A 25,231-nucleotide genomic window follows, 5' to 3' on the forward strand; every position below is an offset into this window, starting at 1 on the left:
CCTACGGGTCAGTTGGCGAGCAGCGCCGCGTGGTCACGAAGTTGGCTTCTGAATCGCTCCACATAGTCGCTCCCCACGGCGTCGATAACGCTGCGGCGCAGTGCGAGCGCGTTCCGCCACGCAGACACGCGTGGCAAGTTCTCGAAGATGGAGCGCGACACCGCCGGATCCAGGATGTCGAAGTAGCGAAAGACAGGAGCGAAGACGGCGTCCACCATGCCAAACGCGGTGCCGTCGAAATACGGCCCCGACCCCAGTTCCGCTTCAAGTTGCTGGAGGCGGTGTCTGAACGCCGCCTGCTTGGCATCCGCAGCCGCGCGGTCGGTGGCGTTGAGGAACTGCCACGCGTCGGCAAGTGTCGCCGTGCCGAACTCGACCCAGCCCCGCTGGCGGGCTCGGGCCAGTGCATCGCGTGGATACATCGGCGCGCCGTCCTGCGACTCATCGAGGTACTCGCAGATCACCATGCTCTCGAAGATCACGGCTTCCGTTCCGTCCTGCTTGCGCACGCGCAGCAACGGGACCTTGCCGTTTGGGGACATGTTCAGAAACCAGTCGGGTTTGGCTGCCAGATTGATGTTGATTCTGTCAAAAGGAACGCCCTTTTCCAGAAGGACGATCGCCGCCCGCTGGACAAAGGGGCACAGCGGATGGCTGATGAGGGTGAGGTGGGACTCGGTCATGAAGCTCTTTCAAAGTGGTGGTGCGGTGGCCACGGTCGTTGACGCACCGCACACGCTGCGTCATCAGCGGTTGAGCAGGCGGCCGCCGTCCACCACGATTTCCGAACCCATGGTCCAGCGGGACTCGTCGGAGGCCAGGTACAGCACGGCCTTGGCCACCTCTTCGGGCGTGCCGAAGCGGCCGAGCGGGATGGTCGACACAATCGCCTTGTTGACCTGCTCGCGGTAGGCCTCGGGGATGCCGGCCTTGTCGTACAGCGGCGTCTGGACCGGACCGGGACTGACCGCGTTGACACGGATGCCGCGCCCGAGCAGTTCGGTCGAGAGCGTCTTCGACATGCTCAGGAATGCCGCCTTGGTAGCGGCATAGACGGACGAGCGGTCCGCGCCGGTATGGGCGCTGACGGACGTGTTGAGCACCACGGAAGCGGGATTCGCGAACACCGGCAGCAGGGCCTGGAGCAGGAAGTAAGGTCCCTTGACGTTGATGCCGAACGAGCGGTCGAACATGTCTTCCGTCCACTCCTCGATGGGCCGCCAGACGGACACGCCGGCATTGAGGAAGGCGACGTCCAGCTGGCCGTAGTGGTCCTGGACGGCTTGTGCCAGTTCTTTCTGCGCGGCGACGCTGGCCGAGTCCGCGCGCAGAACCTGGACCTCGGAGCCGAGTTCGGCCTGGGCTTTGGCGATCGAATCGGCATGGACACCGGTCACGATGACGCGGGCGCCTTCGGCCAGAAACTGCTTGGCGGTTTCCAGGCCAATGCCGCTGGTGCCGCCGGTGATGAGAGTGCGTTTGCCTTGCAGGCGGGACATAGGAAGCTCCTTTGATTGACGACCAACTGCGGTCGCCTGGGAGTAATGTGCAACCATGCAGCCAAACATATAAGATGCCATTTCTGAATATGATTAATGCGCCAGGTGTATGAATAAAAGGAAGGCATGGACCGATTTCTCTGGATGACCTGCTTCGCCCGAGCCGTGGAGATGGGCAGCTTCTCTGCTGCGGGGCGCGACCTGGGCCTGGGGCAACCCAATGTCAGTCGCTATGTGGCTGCGCTGGAAGAGCACCTGCAAACGCGGCTGCTGCACCGGTCCACACGCAAGCTGTTTTTGACCCCGGAGGGCGAGCGCTACTACGCCGACGTCCGGCGAATCCTGGATGCCGTGGACGAATCGGAATCTTCATTCAGGGACACCGTCGATCCCTCGGGACTCTTGCGCGTGGCCTGTCCGACCGCACTGGCCCATGCCTTCGTGATGCCACAGGTGCCGACTTTTCTGGAGAGATACCCCAGGTTGACGCTGGATCTGCAGATCAACGACCGCTACGTGAACCTGGTGGACGAAGGGACCGAGTTGGCGATCCGCATCGGACACCTGGAGGACAGCGCACTGCGCGCCCGGCGCATCGGCATGTTCGAGCGGGTGTGTGTCGCCAGCAAGGACTATCTCGCCAGGCGAGGGATCCCCCTCGTCCCGGATGACCTGCGCGAGCACGATTGCCTGATCTACACCCTGTTGTCCTCCGGTGCGACATGGCGCTTTCGAGACACCGAAGTCCCAGTATCCGGCAGGCTGCGGGTCAACTCGCCCGAAGCCGTTCGAGCCTGTGTGACCTCAGGATTGGGGATTGCACACGGACCGGCGTGGCTGTTCGCCGAGGGGCTCAAAGACGGCAGCTTGCAGTTGGTGCTGTCGGAATACGCGCCGCCACTCGTGCCGATTCAGGTCATCTACGTGGCCAACAGGCTGCTTTCGAAACGGGCCATCGTGTTCATGGACTTCATGACCGACGTGTTTTCAACGATTCCCGCGTTTGGAGCCGCTGACAATGTGCTGGAGTGAACCGCCCCCGGGCGGTTCAGGCAACTGGGTGCACGGTTGAAGGGATTCTGACGATATCCTCCCGTCCAACCCTTGCATCGTCTGTTTGCATGATGTATGATGACCATCATGCGAAAGTCACATGTCAATGTCCGAGCCGCCGCCAAAGAGGCCTCCCACGAGCGTATCGTGCAAGCAGCTGCACGCGCCATCCGGCGCAGCGGCTACGACGGCACGGGTGTGGCCGACATCATGAAAGAGGCAGGCTTGACGCATGGCGCCTTCTACGCCCACTTCGCCTCCCGAGAGGCCATGTTGGCCGAGGCGGCGGACCGCGCAGGTGCCGAGTCCAATGCCTTCGGGGCTCGTGTCGTCGCCGCTGCGCCCGCAGAGCAGGCTTTGCAGGCATTGGTACAGGTCTACCTCTCGAAGGAGCACCTTGTGGGCATTGAGACGGGCTGCCCGGTGGCGGCCCTGGGTTCCGAGATGCCCCGTCAAGCGCCCGAAGTGCGCCGGGCGGCCACACGCCGCATCAAGGAAATGATCGATCTGATTGCGCGTCAGTCGCCGGATTGGGGACAGCCAGGCGCCCACGAACGAGCTTTGGTGACCGTGGCCACCATGGTGGGCACCTTGATGATGGCTCGCGCCGTCGACGATGCTTCGTTGTCGAACTCGCTTTGCAGTGCCGCATTGAAGCAGCTGGCCCCCTCAAAGGCGTGACGGCAACGCCTTTTTTTTGACTTTACATATGATGCATATCATGCAAAATACCACTTCAACCGGCGCCACCATGCGGGGCGCTGAATCTGACAGCAACAAGGAGAAGCCATGAAAGCCTTTATCTTGGATCGCTACGGCAAGCGTGAGCAGCTCCGTGCCGGCGACGTGCCTGAGCCTGAACTGCGTGCCGACGAGGTGTTGATCGAGGTCCACGCGGCTGCAGTCAACCTGATCGACGTCAAGGTTCGAAACGGCGAATTCAAGCTCATCCTGCCGTACCGACCGCCGTTCGTGCTTGGGCATGACGTGGCCGGCGTCGTGGTGCGTGTCGGCTCGCGCGTCAGCCGAATCAAGGTGGGAGACGAGGTCTACGCCAGGCCCTATGACCTGCGCATCGGAACCTTTGCAGAACTCGTGGCGGCCCATGAAGACACGGTGGCGCTCAAGCCCAGAAACATCAGCATGGAGGAGGCCGCCTCCATTCCCCTGATCGGTTTGACGGCATGGCAGGCGCTGGTCGAAAAGGCCAAGCTCCGCAAAGGTCAGAAGGTCTTCATCCAGGCGGGCTCCGGCGGCGTGGGCACGTTCGCAATCCAGCTGGCCAAGCACCTGGGCGCAACGGTGGCCACCACCACCAGTACCGGGAACATCCCACTGGTCAAGGGCCTGGGGGCCGATATCGTCGTCGACTACAAGAAGGAAGCGTTCGAAGAGCAACTGCACGACTACGACGTGGTGCTGAACAGCCAGGACGAAAAGACCTTAAAGAAGTCCCTGGGCGTGGTCAAGCCCGGCGGCCACGTCGTGTCCATCACCGCGCCAGTCGACCTGCAGTTCGGGGAGGACATCAAGGCTTCGTGGCCAGTGAAACAGATTTTCAGAGCGCTGAGCTTCGGCGTTCGCCGGCAAGCCCAGCGCCTCGGGGTCCATTACAGCTTCCTGTTCATGAGGGGCAACGCCAGCCAGCTGAAGCAGATCGCGCAGCTCATTGAGTCGGGCACCATCCGCCCGGTGGTCGACAAGGTCTTCCCCTTCGATGCCACCAACGAAGCCCTGGCCTACGTCGAAAGCGGCCGAGCCAAGGGCAAGGTGGTGATCAAGGTGCGATGAGCTGTTTTCCGTGGACGTTCTTTCCGAACGTCTTTTTTCACACCCTCAAATATGACGATCGTCATATTAAAAGCTCAACCCTTTCAGGAGACCCCCATGCAGATTGAAAATTCCGTTGTCCTCGTCACGGGTGCCAACCGCGGCATCGGCCTCGCGTTTGCGCGCGAACTGCTCGCCCGCGGTGCCCGAAAGGTCTACGCCGCCGCTCGCAATCCCGCGACCGTGACCTTGCCCGGCGTCCAGGCTTTGCAGCTGGACGTCACCAGGCCCGACGAGATCGCCGCCGCGACCCGTCTGGCCGCCGACGTGACCCTGGTGATCAACAACGCCGGCATCGCCCAGCCCGGCGGCTTTCTGACCGAAGACAGCGAGGCGGTGACGCGGCGCATCTTCGAGACTAACGTCTTCGGCGTGCTGAACGTGAGCAAGGCCTTTGCGCCCGTGCTCAAGGCCAATGGCGGTGGCGCATTGATCAACGTGCTGTCGGTGGCGTCATGGGTCAATGGCGGCGAGCTGGCCGCCTACTCGGCTAGCAAGTCGGCGGCATGGTCGCTGACCAATGCACTAAGGCACGAGCTGGCGGCCCAGAAGACCCAGGTGCTGGGACTGCACATGGCGTACGTCGACACCGACCTCACGCGCGGCTTTGAAGTGCCCAAGAGCAGCGCCAAAGACATCGTGCAGCGCGCGCTGGACGGCCTGGCTGCGGGCGCCGACGAGGTGCTGGCCGACGGCCTGACCGAACAGGTCCGCCAGGGCCTGACGGCGCCGCGGCCGAGCTACCTGCCCCAGGGCCACTGAACCCGGCCCGGACCATCCACCCCCCAAAAAAAACACCCGAACAGAAAGACCGCCATGCTCTTCACACCCCTTATCGCTCCGTCCCTGCAACTCAACAATCGCATCGTCATGGCACCCATGACGAGACACCGCGCCGTGGAGCACAACACGCCCAATGCCCTGATGGCTGAGTACTACGGCCAGCGGGCCTCGGCCGGACTGATCGTCACCGAGGGCACCTCGCCGTCGCCCAACGGCCTGGGCTACGCCCGCATCCCGGGGCTGTTCACCGAAGCGCATGTGCAGGGCTGGAAGCAGGTGACGGACGCCGTGCACGCCCGCGGCGGCAAGATCTTTGTACAGCTGATGCACACCGGGCGCGTGGGCCATGTGGCCAATCTGCCCGCCGGGGCCGAAGTGCTGGGGCCGACGGCCGAGGTCTGCCCCGGGGAGATGCACACCGATGCCCAGGGCATGCAGCCGCACAGCGCACCCCGCGCCATGACCGAAGCCGACATCGCCCAGGCCGTGGCGGAGTACGCCCGGTCAGCCCAGCTGGCGATTGAAGCGGGGTTTGACGGCGTCGAGCTTCACGCGGCGAACGGCTACCTGATCGAGCAGTTTCTGAACGCGAATGTGAACCAGCGTATCGATGCGTATGGGGGCAGCATCGAAGGCCGCAACCGCTTCGCGCTGGAGGTGGTCCGCGCCACAGTCGCTGCCGTCGGCGCGGATCGGGTGGGCATCCGGCTCTCGCCCTACGGGGCGCTCAACGCCACGGGCGCGTTCCCCGACGTGGAGGCGCAATACGTGGCCCTGACCGAAGCACTGGCGCAGCTGGGCATTCTGTACGTGCACATGCTGGACCACTCGGCCCTGGGTGCGCCGCCCGTGCCGGCTGAACTGAAGTTCCGCATGCGCGTGGCGTTCCACGGCTTGTTCATCCTGGCCGGTGGTTTCGACCAGGCTGGTGCTGAGAGTGCGCTCAAAGCAGGACACGCGAACCTGATCGCCTTCGCCCGCCCCTTCATCGCCAACCCCGATCTGGTGGAGCGCATGCAGGCCAAGGCGGCGCTGAACCCCATGGACATGGCGACGTTCTACACGCCCGGTCCCAAGGGCTACACCGACTATCCCACGCTCAACACTTAACCCGGAGACTCACCATGAAAAACCTACTCACCACCTTCGCCCTCGGCCTCGCCCTGTCGACGACCCTGCACCCCCTCACGGCAGGAGCGGCGGAGCCTGTCGTAACGGGCGCTGCCCCAAGCCAGCCGTCGATGACTCAGAAGTCCGAGTTTTCCTGGAAGACCGTTCCGACCCAGACCATCACTGCAGGTGGTGTGGACTACACCTACCGGGAGATGGGCCAGCAGCACGGCGGAACACCGGTCGTGTTCCTGGTGCATCTGGCAGCCGTTCTTGACAACTGGGACCCGCGGATCATGGACGGCATCGCGGCCAAGCACCACGTGATTGCGTTCAACAACCGCGGCATTGGCTCCAGCAGCGGATCACCGGCGAATTCGATGGAAGAGATGGCCGACGACACCATTACCTTCATCAAGGCCAAGGGCCTCAAACAGGTGGACCTGCTGGGCTTCTCGATGGGCGGCATGGTGGCCCAGGAAGTCGTGCTCAAGGAGCCGCAACTCGTCCGCAAGATGGTTCTGGCCGGCACCGGTCCTGCCGGCGGCGAGGGCATCAGCACCGTGGGATGGGTGACCTTCTACGACATACTGCGTGGCTTCTTCACTGGCCAGGACCCGAAGCAGTTCCTGTTCTTCACGCGCACCCCCAGCGGCATCGAAGCCGGCAAGGCCTTCCTGGCTCGCCTGCAGGAGCGTACCGAGAACCGTGACAAGGAAATCGCGAACAGCGCGTTCTTCGCTCAGCTGGGGGCGCTGCGCGCGTGGGGGAACAAGGCCCCGGCCGATCTCTCGGTGGTCAGGCAGCCGGTGCTGGTGGTCAATGGCGACGACGACCGCATGGTGCCCACCGTCAACACGCACGACCTGGCGAAGCGGCTGCCGAACAGCCAACTGATCATCTACCCCGATGCCGGGCATGGCGGTGCATTCCAGTTCCATGCCGACTTCGTGCGCAGCACGCTGGAGTTTCTGACCCGCTGAGCGTTGCCGGAAAACGCCCGCCATCACCAGGATGCCTCCATGAGCCACACCCATCTCACCGCCTCCACCCGCTTTATAGAGGTGAATGGCGATCGGTTCGCCTACCGCCGCTGGGGGAATGTCGCGACGGATCAGCCGCCGCTGTTCTTCCTCCAGCACTACCGCGGAGGCATGGACCACTGGGACCCGCTGATGACCGACGGCCTGGCCGCCGGGCGCGAGGTGATCCTGTTCAACGGTCGCGGCGTCGCGTCGTCCGCCGGCACGCCGCGCACCCGGATCGAGGACATGGCCGATGACGCGGCGGCTGCGATACGCGCCCTGGGACTGCGCCAGGTGGATGTGCTGGGCTTCTCTTTGGGTGGCTTCCAGGCCCTGGACCTGACCTGGCGCCATCCCGAGCTGGTGCGCAAGCTGATGCTGCTGGGCACCGGGCCGCGAGGCGGCGACCCGGCAATGGAGCAGCGCGTGCTGACCACCGCCGTCAACCCGGTACCCTCGCTCGAAGATTTCGCCTACCTGTTTTTTGGCCGCTCTGCGCAAGCCCAAGAGGCTGCGCGAGACTTCTGGGCGCGGCGCCACCAGCGGGCGGACCAGGACCCGCCGTCTTCCCCGGCCGTCGCCAGCGCCCAGATCGAGGCCAACCTGCACTACCTGCCCAGGGTGCAGGAAGACGACCCCTTCGCCTATCTGCGTGGCATCCCGCAGCCCACCTTCATCCTCAACGGTGTGAACGACGTGATGGTGGCCACCGTCAACTCGTTCTACATGGCTCGCAACCTGCCCAACGCGCAGTTGTTCATCTACCCCGACGCCGGCCACGCTGCGCAGTTCCAGTGCCCGCAGCGCTTCCTGCAGCACGCCATGCAGTTCCTCGCCGAGTGACGGCGAGCGCCCCCCGCCTACCTTCTCCAAGAGTGCCTCCCATGCTCAAGTTCAAGTTCCTGCTATGGGCCTTTGCCCACTTGCTGCAGCGAAAGATCCGCAGCAACCCTGATTGCGCGCGTTATGTCGACACCAAGAAGCTGGTCTTCCAGATCCGCACCGCCTCGGGCGCCGGCCGCACCTACGTGCTCCAGGACGGCGCCGTGCGCTCCTCTGCCGGCCTGAGCGCGGACCCCGCCTTCACGTTGAGCTTCTCGACCCCTGCCAAGGGCTTCGAGATCCTCTCGGCCAAGGACGCACAGCCGGCCTTCCTGCGCGGTGTGGGCAGCAAGGACCTGGTGATCAGCGGCGACTTCCGCGACGTGCTGTGGTTCCAGGGGCTGACGTCGTTCCTGCAGCCGCCCAGGGTCATCGCGGCCTGGGACCGAGGCCTGTTCTGAAGCCCGCGGCCCCTCACCGAGAGACATCCCATGCCCATCACATCCACTGTCGCCCCCCGTCTGCTGCCCCAACCGCTGACCTTGCCCAACGGAACGGTGCTCCGCAACCGACTGGCCAAAGCCGCCATGAGCGAGACGCTCGGCACCTACAACAACCAGCCAACGCCGGCCCTGGTCGGCCTTGATCAGCGGCTGGGGCACCCTGCGCACACGACGCCTGCGCGCGAGCAGCTGATTGTCGGCACACCCATCGACAGCTTAGAGATTCATGGAGAAGACGATGACATTCAGAGCACTGTTGGCTACCAAGTCGGGCGATGCAGTTTCCGCAGACCTCGTTGATTTCGACGAGGCCAAGCTGATGCCTGGCGACGTCACCGTCGCGATCGACTATTCGACGGTGAACTACAAGGACGCGATGGCGATCAGCGGCCGCGCGCCGGTGATCCGCGAATTCTCCTTGATTCCGGGCATCGACTTCGCCGGCGTCGTCGAAGCATCGACGCATGCGGGCTTCGCCGTCGGCGATCGGGTGGTCGCCAATGGCTGGGGCCTGAGCCAGACCCACCATGGCGGCCTGGCGCAGAAGGCACGCGTCAGCGGCGACTGGCTGGTCAAGTTGCCCGACGTGTTCTCGACGCGCGATGCCATGGCCATCGGCACGGCGGGGTACACCGCCATGTTGTCCGTCCTTGCGCTCGAGCATGCGGGCGTGGCACCGGACAAGGGCGATGTCCTGGTGACAGGGGCGGGCGGTGGAGCCGGCTCCATCGCCATCGCCTTGCTATCCAAGCTGGGTTATCGGGTGGTCGCCTCGACCGGGCGGATGGAAGAGTCGGACTATCTGCGCGAGTTGGGGGCGGCCGAGATCATCGACCGGCGCACGCTGTCCGAGCCGGGCGCACCGATCGGTAAGGAGCGCTGGGTCGGTGCCATCGACTCGGTGGGCAGCCACACGCTGGCCAATGTCCTGGCGCAGACCCGCTACCGCGGCGCGGTGGCGGCCTTCGGGCTGGCACAGGGTGTGGACCTGCCAGGCTCGGTGTTGCCCTTCATCCTGCGCAACGTGACGCTGGCCGGCATCGACTCGGTCAACGCACCGCAGGACGTGCGACTGCAGGCCTGGGCGCGTCTGGCCGCCGATCTGGATCTGGGCAAGCTCGCGCGCGCCACGCAGGTTGTCGGATTGGCCGAAGTGCCCGGTCTTGCGGGGCCGGTGCTTCAAGGCCAGGTCTGTGGCCGCACGGTGGTGGACGTCAACGCATGAAGGCGGCCCCCACCGTCCCGCACAACTTCACCTCAACTCACGACAAGGAGCTTCCATGAACAAGCCTGAAATCGTCCTTTGTGCGCCCGGGCGCACGCCCATCGGTGCCTTCGCCGGAACGCTGAAGGAGACCCCTGCCACCACATTGGGTGCGGCGGTGGTGCGCGAGACCCTCCGGCGTGCCGGACTGCCTGCCGATGCCATCGATACCGTGGTGCTGGGCCAGGTGATACAGGCGGGCGCCAGGATGAACCCTGCGCGACAGGCAGCGATTGGCGGCGGCCTGCCTGTAAAAGTCCCTGCATTGACCGTCAATCGGGTCTGCGGATCGGGTGCACAGGCCATCGCCAATGCGGCACTGGAGGTTTCGGCAGGCTACGCCAGGGCGGTGATCGCCGGCGGCATGGAAAGCATGGACCAAGCCCCGTATCTGGTCCCTGGCGGACGCTGGGGCCAGCGCATGGGGGACGCGGCGATACTCGACAGCCTGCTGCGCGACGGCCTGAACGATGCCTTCAGCGGACAGCACTCGGGCTGGCACACCGAAGACTTGGTGAGCCAGTACCGCATCACCCGCGAAGACCAGGACCGTTGGGCGGCGCGCTCGCAGCAGCGCTTCAGCGCGGCGCAGGCGGCGGGCAAGTTCGATGAGGAGATCGTCGCCATCGAGCTGGCGAGCCGCAAGGGGCCCGTGCGATTCGATCGCGACGAAGCCAATCGCCCGGACACGACCATCGAAACCCTGGCCAAGCTCAAGCCGGCGTTTCGCAAGGACGGCAGCATCACCGCCGGCAACGCGCCCGGACTCAACAGCGGCGCGGCCGCGCTGATCGTCGCGGAGCGTGGCTTTACCGAGCAGCACGGACTGCAGCCTTGGGCGCGGCTGGTCGCACACGGTGTGGCGGCGGTGGAGCCGGGCATGTTCGGCATCGGACCCGTTCCTGCGGTCAAACTCGCGCTGGAGCGAGCGGGGTGGACGCGCGGCGACATCGAGCGCATTGAAATCAACGAGGCTTTCGCGGCGATCGCGCTGGCCTGCCTGCGCGAGATGGGCCTGCCAGAAGACATCGTCAACGTCGAGGGCGGCTCCATCGCCCACGGCCATGCGATCGGCGCCACGGGTGCCGTGTTGACCACGCGATTGCTGCATTCAATGCGACGTGACGGCCTCAGGCGCGGGGTGGTGACGCTGTGCATCGGGGGTGGCCAAGGCATTGCACTGGCCCTCGAAGCGCTCTGATCAGAAAAGAGCGTTCTGTTTCTGGAAAACTTCTCCCCAGGGGGCGTTTCGCCGGGTGCACACGCATCTGCATCGAGGGTGACCGGGTCAAGATGGTCGCGACGGAGTTTGATCCTCAACCTGAGTTCGACAAGTGGTGAGCCCTCTGGACGGCTGCTTTGTCGCGGCGACATCTTGGTAGTCGACGTCTCCAATTGGTCGGGTTGCAGCCGCTCAACTGGCAGTCGGTAGCTGACAGCTCCCAGCCTTGTCCGGTCGGTGGTCGGGCTGAGGAGACTGTTTATCCAACAGGCGTGCTTGGCCGGCCGTTCAATGCAGCAACTCGAGCGACTCTGATTTGCCTGCTAGGCTACATGTATGCGCAATATTGAGGACACACTTTGCCTCTGGGTCTCTGGCATTTTGACCGCCGAAGAAGTCGTTGAATGGGCGGGAGGCGAGATCGCAAGGCTCGACCATCCGCCAGCAGAACTATTCGACTTGGTGGCGGACGGGCCCGAGGTCTGCTTGAAACGAGCCCGCGCAGACTTCCCGCCGAGGGCAACCAAACTGAGCTATGCCGACGAGTTCGCGGTGCGTGCGGTTGGCCTTGACCTTGCTTGCGACGATGCAGTACACAGGTTTGCCGATTGGGCCTCCCGGAGCTGTATGGGCCAAGAGCTAGAAGACCCGTTGGTCGCGCTGGGGTATCAATTGGACCACCTGCTGTGCGACTGCGGAGACACACCTACTGCCACTGCCTTGGTTCGCGTTGAACTGCTCGGACTTCTTCCACGTTGCCGACAGCTAGCCGCTCGATACGTTTGACAGTGGGGCCCATTCAAACCGGAGCGACAGCCGTCGGCATGCGGCCAAGTACGTAGACAAACGAACCCGTCATGATTCAAGTGAAGTATCCCGAAATGCGCAAGGAGCTTGAAGCGCATCTGCAGGCGCTCGCCGATCCCGCGTACCAGCGCCGCGTGTGGGTTGATGGCCAAGCCGAGGGCGCCGTGCATCATGACGAGTTCGACTATGCGGTGCACTTCCTGTACGACGACACCCAATTGGCTAGCGATGCCCTTTCCACAGTTGGCTGGATTCTGATTGATGCTGCGGAGGCTGAATGCATCACCGCTCTGGTGAGATCTATCGACGTCGTGTTTGAGCGGTACGGAACCAAACTCTCGGATGCGGAGTACATCGAGCTTCCAGAGTGGCACTCCGTGATCCAGGCTGCCAAGACTGCGGTGGCCGATTTGGTGCGGCGCTAGCGAGCGAGCTCCGGAACCAGAGTGCGGCCTGGGATGGCCGTACACAAGAAGCGTATTGGAAGGCGTTCTGCGCTTTCAGCACTGTCCGCGCCGATCACCCGAGACTCTCAACCGCTTAAACCATCAACCCAAAACGGTAGCGCGTGCGCCCGGTGTAGGGGCGACCTGGCGCCACGGTGTTGAGAGGAAGGCCCGGGCAGTTCGGGGCGTTGGGGTATTGCTGGGGTTCCAGGCACAGGCCGGCGCGGGGGCGGTGTAGCACGCCTTGCTTGCCCAGATCGGGTGATGCGCCACGGCCGAGTGCGTCGGCGGTGTAGACCTGCAGCACCGGTTCGGTGGACCAGACTTCCATCGTGCGCCCGCTGTTGGCGGCGCTGACCGTGGCGCACAGGCGTTCGCCACCCGTTTGGCCAGCGACGACGTAGGCGTGGTCGATCACCAGAGGAGCGTTGTCGAATCCTGCCGAACCAAGCAGGCGGGGCGTGCGCAGGTCCAGCGCATGACCTTCCAGCGAGACCCGTTCACCGGTGATCACGTTGTCGGCGTCGGCTGCCAGTACCCCATCGGCGTTCACGCTCAGCATGTGCTGGTCAGTGGTGGTGTGCCCGGGCCCTTCGAGGTTGAAGTAGCCGTGGGGCGCGAAGCTGGCCACGCTGGTGCCGTCTACCGCGATGGCTTCGTGTTCGATGACCAGTGAGTTGTCGTCCTCCACGCGGTAGGTCAGGTGCAGGTCCAGCGTGCCGGGAAAGCCGTCGCTGTCTGGCGTGAAGCGGTGGTGCAAGTGCAGGGTGCGTTCGTCGGCTTGTTCGGCGCTGAACACCTGGTGCCGCGAGCCGCCCGGGCCGCCGTGCACGCAGTGGGCGCCAGCGTTGGCCTGCAACTTGTGTTCAATGCCGTTCAGCGTGAAGCGGGCCTGCGCGATGCGACCAGCGAAGCGGCCGATGAAGGCGCCCATGGAGGGCGAGCCGGCGAGCACGCTGGCCAGGTTGTCGTAGCCCAGGGCCACATCGCCAGGCTGGCCGTGCCGGTCGGGCACGATGATCTGCAGCACCTTGGCACCCAGGTTGGTCACCGCAACCGACATGCCGCGCCCGTTGTGTAGCTGATAGAGGGTGGTGGGGCGGTTGTTGACCTGACCCACGAAACGGGCGGGGTTCAGTGGGTCGGGTGAGGTCATGCGGGGCAGGGGAGGTTTGTTCAGGTGATGGGTGCCGGGTTGAACAGCACCAGCGCATTGTGCAGCTTCCAGCGTTCGGCCCAGGTGCGCTGGCCGCTGGCCACGTCCAGCATCAGTTGGAAGAGTTCGTGGCCCACGTCTTCGATGCTGGCTTCGCCGCTGGCGATGCGGCCGGCGTTGAGGTCCATCAGGTCGTGCCAGCGGCGGGCCAGGTCGTCGCGCGTGGCCACCTTGATGACCGGGCATGCGGCCAGGCCATAGGGCGTGCCGCGCCCGGTGGTGAACACGTGCAGGTTCATGCCAGCGGCCAGTTGCAGGGTGCCGCAGATGAAATCGCTGGCCGGCGTGGCCGCAAAGATCAGGCCCTTTTGCCGCACCTTCTCGCCGGGGCCGATCACGCCGTGGATGGGGCCGGTGCCGCTCTTGACGATGGAGCCCATGGCCTTCTCGACGATGTTGGACAGGCCGCCCTTTTTGTTGCCGGGCGTGGTGTTGGCACTGCGGTCGGCCTGACCGCGCGCCAGGTAGGCGTCGTACCAGCCCAGTTCGCGCACGATGGCCGCAGCCACTTCGGGCGTGGCGGCGCGGCGGGTGAGCTGGTCCACCGCGTCGCGCACCTCGGTGTTCTCGCTGAACATGACGGTGGCGCCAGCGCGCACCAGCAGATCGGTGGCAAAGCCCACGGCCGGGTTGGCGGTGACGCCAGAGAAGGCATCGCTGCCGCCGCACTGCACGCCCACCACCAGATCAGAGACAGGGCAGGTTTCGCGCCGGCGACGGTTCAAACGCTCCAGGTGCACGCGCGCTTGCGTGAGAATGGAATCGATCATCGACATGAAACCGACATGCTTTTCGTCTTGAAGCGTGACCACGTCCGGCCCTGCGCGTTCGTCCGAGATCGGAATGGAACCCGGTGGCAGCAGCCGCTCAGGCTGCAGTTTCTCGCAGCCCAGGCTGAGCACCATCACCTCGCCGCCAAAGTTGGGGTTGCTGGCGATGTTGCGCACGGTGCGAATGGGGATGATGGCGTCGGGCGCGTCGATGGCCACGCCGCAGCCATAGGTGTGCTCCAGCCCCACCACGCCGTCCACATTGGGGTAGAGCGGCAACAGTTCGGTCTTGATGCGCTCCACCGCCACGTCCAGCACGCCGGCCACGCATTGCACGGTGGTGGTGATGGCCAGCAGGTTGCGAGTGCCCACGCTGCCGTCGGCATTGCGGTAGCCCTGAAAAGTGTGGCCGGTCAGTGGCGGCAATTCCGCAGGTGGCTGCGGCGCGGGCAGGCCTTCGAGCGAGACCGCGCCGGGCATCACCAGCCGCTGCTCGTTGACCCAGGCGCCGGCTGCGATGTCCACCGCCGTGTGGCCGATGATCACGTTGTAGCGCCGCACGGCGCTGCCAGCGGGCAGATCGGTCAGCGCCACCTTGTGGCCTTGTGGCACGCGCTCGACCAGCACCGGGCCGTCGGCCAGCGCCGCGCCGGGCGCCAGGCCGCCATCGTTGACGACGATAGCCACGTTGTCGGCCGGGTGCATGCGGATGCCGCGCGGGGGTTGGGTGGCGCTGGTCGTGTTCGTGGGTGTCGTCATCTCGGTCTCTTCAAAAGCCCATGCACACTTCCAGGTGAAAGGCCGTGAGGTTCATGGCAGTGGGCTGATCATGGGCTCTCCGCCCAGCCCTGCATGCAGATTGCGCAAAGTCTGATCGGCCATTCTCTGCCGTGTCTCCACCGTGCCGCTGGCCATGTGCGGCATCAGCACCACATGGGGCAGGGCCATCAGCGCATCGGGCACGTGGGGCTCGTTCTCGAACACATCGAGTGCCGCACCACCCAGTTCACCCGTCTGCAGGCAGCGCACCAGGGCGGCTTCATCGACCACGCTGCCGCGCGCCACGTTGACCAGAATGCCGCGCGGCCCCAAGGCTTGCAACACCGCTTCGTTGACCATGTGGCGCGTGGGCGGCCCGCCAGACACGGCCAGCACCAGAAAATCCGCCCAGTGCGCCAGCTCGGTCAATGACGCTTCGTACCGCCACACCACGCCGGGCACCGGGTTGCGGCCGTGGTAGGCGACCTCCATGTCGAAGCCGCTGGCGCGCCGCGCGATGGTCTGGCCGATGCGGCCCAGGCCCAGAATGCCCAGCCGCTTGCCGCTGACCTGCGTGGTCAGCGCAAAGGGACCCTGGGGCCAACGCCCTTCGCGCACGAAACGGTCGGCCGCGCACACCTGCCGCGCGGCGGCCAGCAGGCCGGCCATGGCGGTGTCGGCCACGCAGTCGTTGAGCACGTCCGGTGTGTAGCCGACCGAAATGCCGCGTGCGCGGCAGGCGTCCAGAGGCAATTTGTCCGTTCCCACGCCGAAGGAGGACACCACCCGCAAGCGGGGCAAGGCATCCAGCCAGCGCGCGGGCAGGCCAAGCGCTGCTGACGTGACCAGGGCCTCCACTTGCGAGGCGGTGGCGGCATCCAACGGCAGTTCGTTGGCGGGTGGGCCTGGCACTTTCACCACGGCGCAGCTGTTTTGCAGACCCTCTTCCACCGTGGCGTGCAGGCGCCCGATCTGCAGCACGCGAGGGCGGTCGGTGCTCATTCCAGCGTGATCTTCTCGTCCTTGACGATCTTGGCCATCGCCGGAATCTCGGCCTTGAGCCAGTTCGAGAACTCGACTGTGCTCATCTTGGATGGCTGTGCACCCATGGTGACGAGCTTTTCCTGGATCTCCGGCAGCGCGGTGATGCGCAGCACCTCTGCATGCAGCTTGTCGATCGCGGCCTGCGGCGTGCCGCTGGGCGCGAGCAGCCCTTGCCAGCTGCCGGTGAGGAAGCCAGGGTGCTTCTCACTCACCGTGGGGGCGTCGGGCACTTCGGGCTGGCGGCTGGCGCTGGAGACAGCGATCAGGCGGATCTTGTCGGCCTTCACATGAGGGTAGGTGGCGACCATGCCGTTGAAGGTCACGTCCACGTGCCCGCCGACCAGATCGTTCATGGCCTGCGAGCCGCCCTTGTACGGTACGTAGTTCCACCGGATGCCGCTGCGCTGCGCAAACTGCACGCCAGCAATGTGCGTGGCGCTGCCCATGCCTGCGGCGGCCGCGTAGTTCACCTTGCCCGGGTTGGTCTTGGCGTGCGCGATCAGCTCGTCCATCGTCTTCACCGGCAGCTTGTTGCTCACCACCAGCAGGTGGGGCGAGTAGGCCACCATGGCCACGGGGGTGAAGTCTTTCAGCACGTCAAACGGTAGCTTGTACAGCGATGGCGCGATCACCAGGTTGCCCACGTCCATCAGCACCAGGGTGTGGCCGTCGGCGGGCGACTTGGCCACAAAGTCGGCGCCCAGGTTGCCACTGGAGCCAGGGCGGTTGTCCACAATTACGGGCTGGCCCAATGATTCAGACAACTTGGCCCCGATCAGACGCGCCAGCACGTCGGACGTACCGCCGGCCGGGAAGGGAACGACAAGCTTGATGGGCTTGTCGGGCCAGGCGAAGGCGCTGGTGGCCACGGCAACGCCCAGGGCCAGGGTGGTGATGAGTTTTTTCATGAATGTCTCCCGTGGGCGCAACCCTGGCGGGTTGCGCATGGTGTTGGCAGAAGTGCCGGAAAGAAAGACGGATTACTGCGGACCGAGCTTGCGGATCAGCGCATCCAGCTGCTCCATCTCGGCCGGTTTGAGATCGGTCAGCGGCGCACGCACCGGTCCGGCCCCATGGCCCACCAGTTGTGCCCCAGCCTTGACGATGCTCACCGCGTAACCCTGGCCCCGGTTGCGGATGTCCAGGTAGGGCATGAAGAATTCTTTCAGCAGGCGGTGCTGCGTGGCCATGTCGTCGGTGCGCACGGCCTCGTAGAACTGCATGGCGGTCTTGGGGATGAAGTTGAAGACGGCTGAGGAATACACCGGTGTGCCCAGCGCCTTGTAGGCCGCGGCGTACACCTCGGCCGTGGGCAGGCCACCCAGGTAGGCAAAGCGCTCGCCCATCTTCATGTAGACCGATGACATCAGCTCGATGTCGCCCACGCCGTCTTTGAAGCCGATCAGGTTGGGGCAGCGATCGGCCAGGATGGCCAGTGATTCCGGCGTGAGCTTGCAGACGTTGCGGTTGTAGACGATGACACCGAACTTCACGCTCTTGCAGACCTGCTCCACGTGGGCAATGAGGCCTTCCTGGCCGGCTTCGGTGAGGTAGTGCGGCAGCAGCAGGATGCCGTGGGCACCGGCCTTCTCTGCGGCCTGAGCGCACTGGATGGCAAAGCGGGTGGGGCCACCGGCGCCGGCAATGATGGGCACCTTGCCGCGGCAGGTGTCCACAGCGGTTTTGATGATGGCGGGGTACTCCTCTGCGGTGAGGGAGAAGAACTCTCCGGTGCCACCGGCAGCAAACAGGGCGGAGGCGCCGTAAGGCGCGAGCCATTCCAGGCGTTGTGCATAGCCCTTGGGATTGAAGTCGCCCTGGGCGTCGAAGTCGGTCAGGGGGAAAGACAGCAGGCCGCTGGACATGACTTGCTTGAGTTCTTGGGGGGAGATTTGCATGGTGGGCTTTCGGCTGTGTGATGAAAGAAGGAGGTTCAGAACAGGTGCTCAATGCGCGCGACGTGACCCAGACAAGGGGCACCGCCGGGCCGGCTTTGCCGGACGGCCAGTGCCGCCCCCTTGGGGGTGACGCGAAGCGACGCGGGGGGCATATCAATACCGCGGCTGTGCGCCGGTGAAGCTCGCGTCGTACTTGCGCATCTGCGCCAGGTCGTCGCGGTTGCGAATGTCGGTGCGCAGGTAGTTGTCGTGCAGACGGGCCAGGGCTTCGGGGTCGATACGAACGCCCAGGCCGGGTGCGGTGGGCACGCGCAGGCCGCCGGCCTCGAACTTCAGGCGCCCGCCTTGCACCACCTCGTCGTCCTGCCAGGGGTAGTGCGTGTCGCAGGCGTAAGACAGGTGCGGTACCGATGCGGCCAGGTGGGTCATGGCCGTGAGGCTGATGCCCAGGTGCGAATTCGAGTGCATCGACAAACCCAGGCCAAAGGTTTCGCACATCAGCGACAGGCGCTGTGTGGCGCGCAGCCCGCCCCAGTAGTGGTGGTCGCTGAGCACGATCTTCACCGGACAGCCCATCTCGGCGTTGCGGCGGAATTCCTTCAGGTCGGTGACCACCATGTTGGTTGCCAGCGGCACCTCACAGGCCTTGGCCACCTCGGCCATGCCCTCCAGCCCGGGGCAAGGGTCTTCGTAGTATTCCAGCACGCCGCGCAACTGCTCAACCGCTTTCAGGCTGGTGCTCACGCTCCAGTTGGCGTTGGGGTCGATGCGCAGCGGTGCGCCGGGGAACGCTTTGGCCAGCGCGAGCAGGCCTGCCACCTCCTGCTCGGGTGGCAAAGCACCGGCCTTGAGTTTGATGCTCTTGAAGCCGTACGCGTCGATCATGCGGCGGGCCTGTGCCACCAGCTGTTCGGGCGCGAGCGTCTCGCCCCAGGGATCGGGCGCGTAAGGTGTTTCGATGTGCTCGGCGTACTTGTAGAAGAGGTAGGCACTGAAGGGCACGGACTCGCGCGCGGCGCCCCCCAGCAGGTCCACCACCGGTGCATTGGCCAGTTGGCCTTGCAGGTCCATCATGGCCACTTCAAACGCGCTGATGACCTTGGCCACGGTCTTGGAAACGTGGGTGCCAGGCGCCAGCGAGATCTGCGTTCCCTGGAATTCAGAGGCGGTCTGCCGGGGCGTGACCAGCGCGGTCACGCGGGTGTCCATGTCGTTCAAGGCCCAGGGCGAAAGCCCGGTGAGCGCAGGCGCGGCCTTGGCCATGGCCTCCAGCATGGGCAGGTCGCCGTAGCTCTCGTTGATGCCCACCAGGCCCGAGTCGGTTTCGATCTCGATGATGGAGCGCAGCGCCCAGGGTTCGTGGATGCCGGCAGCGTTGAGCAGCGGCGGATCGCGGAACGCGATGGGCGTGACCCGCACGTGGCGGATGGCGTGGGAAGTCATTTCGTGAGGACTGCTTGCGGCAGCCAGAGCGAGAGTGCAGGGAGATAGGTCACGGCCATCAGCACCAGGAACAGGCCGACGTAGAAGGGCAGCAGCGCCTTGACGACCGTCTCCATGGGCAGCTTGGCCACGGCGCTGCCGACGAACAGCACGCCACCCACCGGCGGGGTGATCAGGCCCATGCCCAGGTTGACCATCATGATCATTCCGAAGTGCACCGGATCGATCCCGATGGCGGTGACCACCGGCAGCAGAATGGGCGTGAGGATCAGAATCAGCGGCGCCATGTCCATCAGCGTGCCCAATGCCAGCAGCAGCACGTTGATGAGCATGAGGATCACGTAGCGGTTGTCCGACAGCGTGGTGAAGGCGGTGGTGATCTGCAGTGGGATCTGCATCAAAGTCATGATGTAGCCGAAGCTGCTGGCGAAGGCGATCAGGATCATCACGATGGCCAGCGTCTTCACCGTGCGGTGCACCAGCTTCGGTATCTCGCGCCACCGGTAGTCGCGGTAGATGAACATGGTCACGAAGAAGGCCCACAGCACCGCGATGGATGCCGACTCCGTGGCGGTGAACACGCCGCTCAAAATGCCGCCCAAGATGATCACCATGGTCATCAGGCCCCACAGCGCATCGGCACAGATCTTCAGTGCCTGGCGCAGCGGAATCACGTCGCCCTTGGGGTAGTTCTTGCGCTTGGCAATCACCAGGCACATGGCGGCCAGCGTGGCACCCAGCAACAGGCCGGGCAGCACACCGGCCAGAAACAGCGCGGCGATGGACACCGAGCCGCCGGCCGCAAGCGAGTAGATCACCGCGTTGTGACTGGGCGGAATCAGGATCGCCTGCACCGAACCACCAATGGTCACGGCGGTGGCGAATTCGCGCGGGTAGCCCTTCTTCTCCATCTCCGGAATCAGCACCGTGCCCACCGATGCCGTGTCGGCCATGGAAGAGCCCGAGATGGCGCCGAAGAAGGTGGAAGCCAGGATGTTCACCAGCGACAGGCCGCCACGGATGAAGCCCACCAGCACATTGGCAAACGCCACCAGGCGACGCGCCATGCCGCCTTCGGCCATGATGGCGCCGGCCAGCACAAAGAAGGGAATCGCCAGCAGCGAGAACTTGTTGACGCCGCTGCTGATGGCGATCATCACCGCGTCCAGCGGGATGTCGATCCACCACGCACCAATGAGCGCAGCGATGCCGAGGGCGTACGCCACCGGCGTGCCGATCAGCATCAGCAAGAAGAAGCTGCCAAGAAGAATGAGCGCGTCCATCAGGCGGCCCCCCTTTCCGTCTCGTCGATCAGGTCAAAACGCACCACGCGGCGTTGGCTCTGATCGCCCAGGAACAGGTGTTCCAGCACAAACAACAGCGTGATGAACCCACCCACAGGCACCGGTGTGTAGGTGAGCCCCACCGGCAGCCACGGCAACTCAGGAATCGACTGCCCCCAGGTGCCCATGCACAGCTTGGTGCCGTAATACACCATGAACACACTTACGCCCAGCATGCACAGGTGCACGAGCAGTGCCAACGGCGCACGTGCCACGGCAGGAAGACGCTGGATCAACATGACCACGGCAATGTGCGCACCCGCCCGGTAGCTCGCCGCTGCACCCAGAAAAGTGAAGATCACCATCAACAGGATCGAGATCGGCTCAGGCCACTGCGAACCCGTGCCCAGCACATAACGCGCAAAAATGCCCCAGGGAATGAACAGCGACATCAGAAAGATGCACGCACCCGCCACCCAGATGCAGGCCAGATAGACCAGATCGAGAACGCGAGACACAGGATGTCCGCCAGGAGAAGGATGACTCATGAAAAGAACTCAGGGTTGATCAAGGCGAGACAAGAGAAAAAGGGCAAGGCGAGACAAGGCAAGTCGGCAAGTGGGAAGGGAAGCAGCGCCCACCTCCAGGGCACCCGTGGAACCGGCTTTGCCGGGCCACAGGGCGCGTCCCCCCTCGAAGCGCCGCGCAGCGGCGCGCTACGGAGGGGGGAAGCCGCGTCAGCGGCGCAGGGGGGAGTTACTTCACCATTTCTATGCGCTTCATCAAATCCGCCAGCTTCTCGCCGTACTTCGCGCGCACCGGGGCGGTCGCGTCAAAGAAGGGCTTCTGGTCGACGTTGATGAACTCCACGCCGGCGGCCTTGAGCTTGGCGCTGTACTCCTCCACGCTCTTGTCCCACAGCGCACGCTGTTCCAACTGCGCTTCGCGCGAGAGCTTCTTCACCAGCGCCTGGTCGGCTGGGGTCAGCTTGTCCCAGGTCACCTTCGACATCACGAAGATCTCCGGAATGATCAGGTGGTTGGTCTGCGCGTAGTACTTGGCCGGCGTGGTGTAGTGGTTGGCGGTGAAGTAGCTGGGCGGGTTGTTTTCTGCGCCGTCGATCACGCCGGTCTGCAGCGAGGTGAACACTTCGCCATAGGCCATGGAGATGCCGTTGCCACCCATGGCGTTCATGGTGTCGACGAACAGCGGGTTGCCCATCATGCGGATCTTCTGGCCCTTCAGATCGGCCGGGCTGCGCACCGGCTTCTTGGTGTAGAGGCTGCGCGAGCCGCCGTCCATCCAGCCCAGGGCCACCAGGCGAGCGGAGCTGTTGGTCACCTTGTCCAGCAGCTCGGCACCCACGTCGCCGTCGATAACCTTGCGCATGTGCGCCACATCGCGGAACACGAAAGGCATGTTGAACACGTTGACCTCAGGCACGATGGGGCCGATCACGCCCAGCGAGATGCGCGCGATCTGGATCGCGCCCAACTGGGTCTGTTCCACGGCTTCCTTTTCCTGGCCCAGCACGGCGCCAGGGAACATCTGCATCTTGATGCGGCCATTGGTGGCCGCTTCGAGCTTTTTGCCCAGGCTTTCCATCGCGGCCACGGTGGGGTAGCCGGCGGGGTGGGTGTCGTGTGCCTTGAGCACCATGGTCTGGGCGTGGGCGCCCAGCGGCAGCAAGGTGGCCAGGCTCAGGGCCAGGCTCAGGATCGTTCGGCGTTGGTTCATGTTGTCTCCGTTGGTGGTTTGAAGGATCGAGGTGAAAAATGGCCGATGTGTCAGAGCTGACAACGCGGCTCGTCCAGGCCCCTCACGCCTGGACGCAGTGCAAACACGCCACCGGCCAGCGGCTGATCCGACAGATCACCGCCGGGCCGTATGGACGTGACGAACAAGGTATCGAGACCACTGCCGCCAAAGGCGCACATGGCGGGCTTCTTCACGGGAACGGCCTGCGAGCGGTCCAGCCGGCCGTCGGGCGTGAAGCGGTGCACCAGGCCGGCATCGTTGCCGCAAATCCAGTAGCCACCGTCGGCGTCCACCGCCGCGCCATCGGGCCGGCCGGGCAGGGGCTTCATGTCGACGAACACGCGCTGGTTGCGCGGGGTGCCGGTGTCGGTGTCGTAGTCGAAGGCCCAGATGGTCTGCACGCTGGGGTGCGAGTCCGACAGGTACATGGTTTGGCCATCGGGGCTGAAGGCCATGCCGTTGGGCGTGATCAGCCCGCCCAGCAGGGGGCGCAACCGCCGCGTGGACGTGAGCGCGTACACGCTGCCCATGGGCGCAGCCAGCGACATGTCGGCCACCATGGTGCCGGCCAGCAGGCGGCCTTGTCGGTCGCAGCGGCCATCGTTGAAACGCATGCCGTCGTGTGGGTGCTGCACCGAGGTGATGGCCTCGCTGGTGAGGGTGCCGTCTTCTTGCGGCGTTAGCAGGGCCAAGCCCGTTTCCATGGCCACCACCCAACGGCCGTGCGGCGTGGCCTCACTGCCCGCGGCCAGCGCGATGCAGCCGGCCTGCTCCGGCGTGGTCCACTGGCGCGACTGGCCGGTACTGGCGTTCCAGCACCACAGCGCTCGGCCCGGGATGTCGACCCAAAACAGACTTTGGCGCTGCGCGTTCCACACGGGGCTTTCACCCACGCCGTTGCGCGCATCCAGCAACAGTTCGGCTTGGCTCATGATCAGAAGGGTCCTGCCTTGACGAAGGCGCCACCCTGATAAACCGCTGCGGGGTCGTTCAGATCAGGCGCACTGGTGCGGGCGTACACCGCTTCGCGGAACACATCGGAACTGTCTTGCGGCACGTAGCCAACATGGCGCGCGCGGCTGTTGTCCCACCAGGTCACCGCGTTGTTGGACATGCCGAACACGATGCTGTGACCCAGCACCGGCGTGCTCAGGCAGGCACTGACCAAGCGGTGCAGATCGTCAAAGCTCAGCCACGTGGCCAGCATGCGGCGGTCCTTGGGTTCGGGGAACGAGGAGCCGATGCGCACGCAGGCGGTTTCGATGCCGTAGCGGTCGAAGTAGAAGCGGGACAGGTCTTCGCCGAAGGCCTTGCTCACGCCATACAGGCCGTCCGGGCGGGGAGGGTGGTCGGCGTGGATGGTTTCGCTCTGTTTGTAAAAGCCGGTGACGTGGTTGGAGCTGGCAAACACCACACGCTTTACGCCGTGTTTGCGCGCCGCTTCATACAGGTTGTAGACGCCCAGAATGTTGGCCTGCAGGATGGGCTCGAAGGCGGCCTCCACCGAAATGCCGCCCAGGTGAACGATGGCGTCCACGCCGGCCACCATGGTGTCCACTTCGGCGGCGTTGGCCAGATCGGCCAGCACGATTTCTTCGCCGGCCTGGGCCTCACCGAAGCTCGACTTGTCAGACAACCTAAGGGTTTCACAGTTGACTTTCAAGCGATCACGTAAAGCGGACCCCAGACCACCTGCCGCGCCGGTGAGCAACAGCCTGTGGTGGGTTTTCATAGGGGTTTTCATGGATATCAGCGGTTTTTCAGAGGGATCTTGGACACGGGGCCGGGTGTTTGCTACAGTTCGTTCATGTCTCGATGTCTGTCATACGTTGTCAGACAACTAGACGGATTGTGTGAACCGGCTCTGGCCGTGTCAAGGAAAAAGCGATGTTCTCAGTGAAAACCCTAGGTGGCGATGTGTCGCCGCCGATCGATGCCGCCAAGCCCCGGCGCCAGCGCGGCCTGGTGCCGGAAATCGTGACCGCGCTGGAGGCCGACATTCACGAAGACCGCCTGCAGCCCGGGCAGAAACTGCCCACGGAGTCCGAGCTGATGAACCGCTTCGAGGTGAGCCGCACCGTGGTGCGCGAAGCCATCTCGCGTCTGCAGGCTTCCGGGCTGGTGGAAACCCGCCACGGCATTGGCACTTTCGTGATGGCGCCACGTGAGGTGCAGCCCGCGTTCCGCATCGCACCGGAAGACTTCGCCACCGCGGCCGACGTGGTGTCGCTGCTGGAACTGCGCATCAGCCTGGAAAGCGAAGCCGCCAGCCTGGCGGCGCAGCGCCGTGAAGAGGGGCACCTGGAGAACATGGCCGCCGCACTGGTCGCGTTCGAGGCTTCCATCCATGAAGAAGAGTCCGACGCCGTGCCTTCAGACTTCCAGTTCCACATGGAAGTGGCGCGCGCCACCGGCAACCGCCACTTCGCCGATCTGATGACCTACCTGGGCACCATGATCATTCCGCGCACCCGCATCAACACCGCCAACAGCGCACCCGAAGGCCGGCTGGCCTATCTGGAGCGCGTGCACCACGAGCATGAGAGCATTTACCGCGCCATCCGCGACCGCGACGCAGAATCCGCCCGCGCCGCCATGCGCACGCATCTGACCAACAGCCGGGAGCGGCTGCGTCGCTCCCAGCCCAGCGATGGCGCCGCAAACCCGGCCTGAGGCGCCCGTTTTCCGATCTGTCA

Annotated in this window: 26 protein-coding genes; 13 read left to right on the plus strand and 13 right to left on the minus strand. The window is 64.7% G+C overall.

Annotated features, from left to right (window positions below; genetic code table 11):
- Positions 1-8: 8 nt before the first annotated feature.
- On the minus strand, positions 9-683 hold the full coding sequence (locus J2W49_RS12190; protein ID WP_310316042.1) for a glutathione S-transferase family protein: 675 nt from the start codon (positions 681-683) through the stop codon (positions 9-11).
- A 63-nt stretch (positions 684-746) separates the two neighbouring features.
- Positions 747-1,499 (minus strand): SDR family oxidoreductase, encoded by a 753-nt coding sequence (locus J2W49_RS12195; protein ID WP_310316045.1) that lies wholly within the window; start codon positions 1,497-1,499, stop codon positions 747-749.
- Positions 1,500-1,625: 126 nt separating this feature from the next.
- Here J2W49_RS12195 and J2W49_RS12200 point away from each other — a divergent pair, with 126 nt between their 5' ends.
- The 12 genes from J2W49_RS12200 to J2W49_RS12255 all read left to right on the plus strand — a co-directional run bounded on the left by J2W49_RS12200 (position 1,626) and on the right by J2W49_RS12255 (position 12,343).
- On the plus strand, positions 1,626-2,531 hold the full coding sequence (locus J2W49_RS12200; protein ID WP_310316047.1) for a LysR family transcriptional regulator: 906 nt from the start codon (positions 1,626-1,628) through the stop codon (positions 2,529-2,531).
- Positions 2,532-2,627: 96 nt separating this feature from the next.
- A complete protein-coding gene (locus J2W49_RS12205) occupies positions 2,628-3,233 on the plus strand; it encodes a TetR/AcrR family transcriptional regulator (RefSeq protein ID WP_310316051.1) in 606 nt (201 codons plus the stop codon).
- Positions 3,234-3,341: 108 nt separating this feature from the next.
- Positions 3,342-4,343, plus strand: coding sequence for an NADP-dependent oxidoreductase (locus J2W49_RS12210; protein WP_310316053.1), 1,002 nt, complete (start codon positions 3,342-3,344; stop codon positions 4,341-4,343).
- A gap of 96 nt (positions 4,344-4,439) precedes the next feature.
- Positions 4,440-5,144 carry an SDR family oxidoreductase gene (locus tag J2W49_RS12215; RefSeq protein ID WP_310316055.1) on the plus strand — a complete coding sequence of 235 codons (705 nt, stop codon included), beginning with the start codon at positions 4,440-4,442 and terminating at the stop codon, positions 5,142-5,144.
- 54 nt (positions 5,145-5,198) lie between these two features.
- Complete coding sequence (locus J2W49_RS12220) at positions 5,199-6,275, plus strand: alkene reductase (RefSeq protein WP_310316058.1); 1,077 nt, start codon at positions 5,199-5,201, stop codon at positions 6,273-6,275.
- Positions 6,276-6,289: 14 nt separating this feature from the next.
- Entirely contained in the window at positions 6,290-7,258 is a 969-nt protein-coding gene (locus tag J2W49_RS12225; protein WP_310316061.1) for an alpha/beta fold hydrolase, read from the plus strand.
- A 39-nt stretch (positions 7,259-7,297) separates the two neighbouring features.
- Complete coding sequence (locus J2W49_RS12230; protein ID WP_310316065.1) at positions 7,298-8,143, plus strand: alpha/beta fold hydrolase; 846 nt, start codon at positions 7,298-7,300, stop codon at positions 8,141-8,143.
- A gap of 41 nt (positions 8,144-8,184) precedes the next feature.
- Entirely contained in the window at positions 8,185-8,583 is a 399-nt protein-coding gene (locus J2W49_RS12235) for a helicase (protein ID WP_310316067.1), read from the plus strand.
- A 30-nt stretch (positions 8,584-8,613) separates the two neighbouring features.
- Entirely contained in the window at positions 8,614-8,925 is a 312-nt protein-coding gene (locus J2W49_RS12240) for a hypothetical protein (protein WP_310316069.1), read from the plus strand.
- Positions 8,864-9,850 carry an acrylyl-CoA reductase (NADPH) gene (gene acuI, locus J2W49_RS12245; RefSeq protein ID WP_310316072.1) on the plus strand — a complete coding sequence of 329 codons (987 nt, stop codon included), beginning with the start codon at positions 8,864-8,866 and terminating at the stop codon, positions 9,848-9,850. Before J2W49_RS12240 ends, acuI begins: the two co-directional genes overlap by 62 nt.
- A gap of 55 nt (positions 9,851-9,905) precedes the next feature.
- Entirely contained in the window at positions 9,906-11,090 is a 1,185-nt protein-coding gene (locus tag J2W49_RS12250) for a thiolase family protein (protein ID WP_310316075.1), read from the plus strand.
- 878 nt (positions 11,091-11,968) lie between these two features.
- The gene (locus J2W49_RS12255) at positions 11,969-12,343 is read left to right on the plus strand and encodes an SCO4402 family protein (protein ID WP_310316078.1); all 375 of its coding nucleotides are present in this window, start codon (positions 11,969-11,971) and stop codon (positions 12,341-12,343) included.
- Between the two features lie 115 nt (positions 12,344-12,458).
- Here J2W49_RS12255 and J2W49_RS12260 read toward each other — a convergent pair whose 3' ends face one another.
- From J2W49_RS12260 to J2W49_RS12310, 11 genes are all read right to left on the minus strand, one after another.
- Entirely contained in the window at positions 12,459-13,520 is a 1,062-nt protein-coding gene (locus tag J2W49_RS12260; RefSeq protein ID WP_310316081.1) for an aldose epimerase family protein, read from the minus strand.
- A gap of 20 nt (positions 13,521-13,540) precedes the next feature.
- Positions 13,541-15,109 (minus strand): galactarate dehydratase, encoded by a 1,569-nt coding sequence (gene garD, locus J2W49_RS12265; protein WP_310316084.1) that lies wholly within the window; start codon positions 15,107-15,109, stop codon positions 13,541-13,543.
- Positions 15,110-15,160: 51 nt separating this feature from the next.
- Positions 15,161-16,111 carry a 2-hydroxyacid dehydrogenase gene (locus J2W49_RS12270; protein ID WP_310316088.1) on the minus strand — a complete coding sequence of 317 codons (951 nt, stop codon included), beginning with the start codon at positions 16,109-16,111 and terminating at the stop codon, positions 15,161-15,163.
- Complete coding sequence (locus J2W49_RS12275) at positions 16,108-17,061, minus strand: Bug family tripartite tricarboxylate transporter substrate binding protein (protein ID WP_310316091.1); 954 nt, start codon at positions 17,059-17,061, stop codon at positions 16,108-16,110. The genes J2W49_RS12270 and J2W49_RS12275 overlap by 4 nt, the downstream gene beginning before the upstream one ends.
- 72 nt (positions 17,062-17,133) lie before the next feature.
- A complete protein-coding gene (gene kdgD / locus J2W49_RS12280) occupies positions 17,134-18,045 on the minus strand; it encodes a 5-dehydro-4-deoxyglucarate dehydratase (RefSeq protein WP_310316336.1) in 912 nt (303 codons plus the stop codon).
- Positions 18,046-18,204: 159 nt separating this feature from the next.
- Positions 18,205-19,494 carry a glucarate dehydratase family protein gene (locus J2W49_RS12285; protein WP_310316094.1) on the minus strand — a complete coding sequence of 430 codons (1,290 nt, stop codon included), beginning with the start codon at positions 19,492-19,494 and terminating at the stop codon, positions 18,205-18,207.
- A complete protein-coding gene (locus J2W49_RS12290) occupies positions 19,491-20,777 on the minus strand; it encodes a TRAP transporter large permease (protein ID WP_310316096.1) in 1,287 nt (428 codons plus the stop codon). The genes J2W49_RS12285 and J2W49_RS12290 overlap by 4 nt, the downstream gene beginning before the upstream one ends.
- Positions 20,777-21,325: a TRAP transporter small permease gene (locus J2W49_RS12295; protein WP_310316099.1), complete on the minus strand. Its 549-nt coding sequence runs from the start codon at positions 21,323-21,325 to the stop codon at positions 20,777-20,779. The genes J2W49_RS12290 and J2W49_RS12295 overlap by 1 nt, the downstream gene beginning before the upstream one ends.
- Before the next feature lie 208 nt (positions 21,326-21,533).
- Entirely contained in the window at positions 21,534-22,514 is a 981-nt protein-coding gene (locus J2W49_RS12300; protein ID WP_310316102.1) for a TRAP transporter substrate-binding protein, read from the minus strand.
- A 50-nt stretch (positions 22,515-22,564) separates the two neighbouring features.
- The gene (locus J2W49_RS12305; protein ID WP_310316105.1) at positions 22,565-23,467 is read right to left on the minus strand and encodes an SMP-30/gluconolactonase/LRE family protein; all 903 of its coding nucleotides are present in this window, start codon (positions 23,465-23,467) and stop codon (positions 22,565-22,567) included.
- A 2-nt stretch (positions 23,468-23,469) separates the two neighbouring features.
- Positions 23,470-24,279, minus strand: a complete 810-nt coding sequence (locus tag J2W49_RS12310) for an NAD-dependent epimerase/dehydratase family protein (protein WP_310316108.1) — start codon at positions 24,277-24,279, stop codon at positions 23,470-23,472.
- A 143-nt stretch (positions 24,280-24,422) separates the two neighbouring features.
- Here J2W49_RS12310 and J2W49_RS12315 point away from each other — a divergent pair, with 143 nt between their 5' ends.
- The gene (locus tag J2W49_RS12315; RefSeq protein WP_310316110.1) at positions 24,423-25,208 is read left to right on the plus strand and encodes a FadR/GntR family transcriptional regulator; all 786 of its coding nucleotides are present in this window, start codon (positions 24,423-24,425) and stop codon (positions 25,206-25,208) included.
- Positions 25,209-25,231: the final 23 nt, after the last annotated feature.

It is taken from the genome of Hydrogenophaga palleronii (genome assembly GCF_031457455.1).
Lineage (GTDB): Bacteria > Pseudomonadota > Gammaproteobacteria > Burkholderiales > Burkholderiaceae_C > Hydrogenophaga > Hydrogenophaga palleronii_A.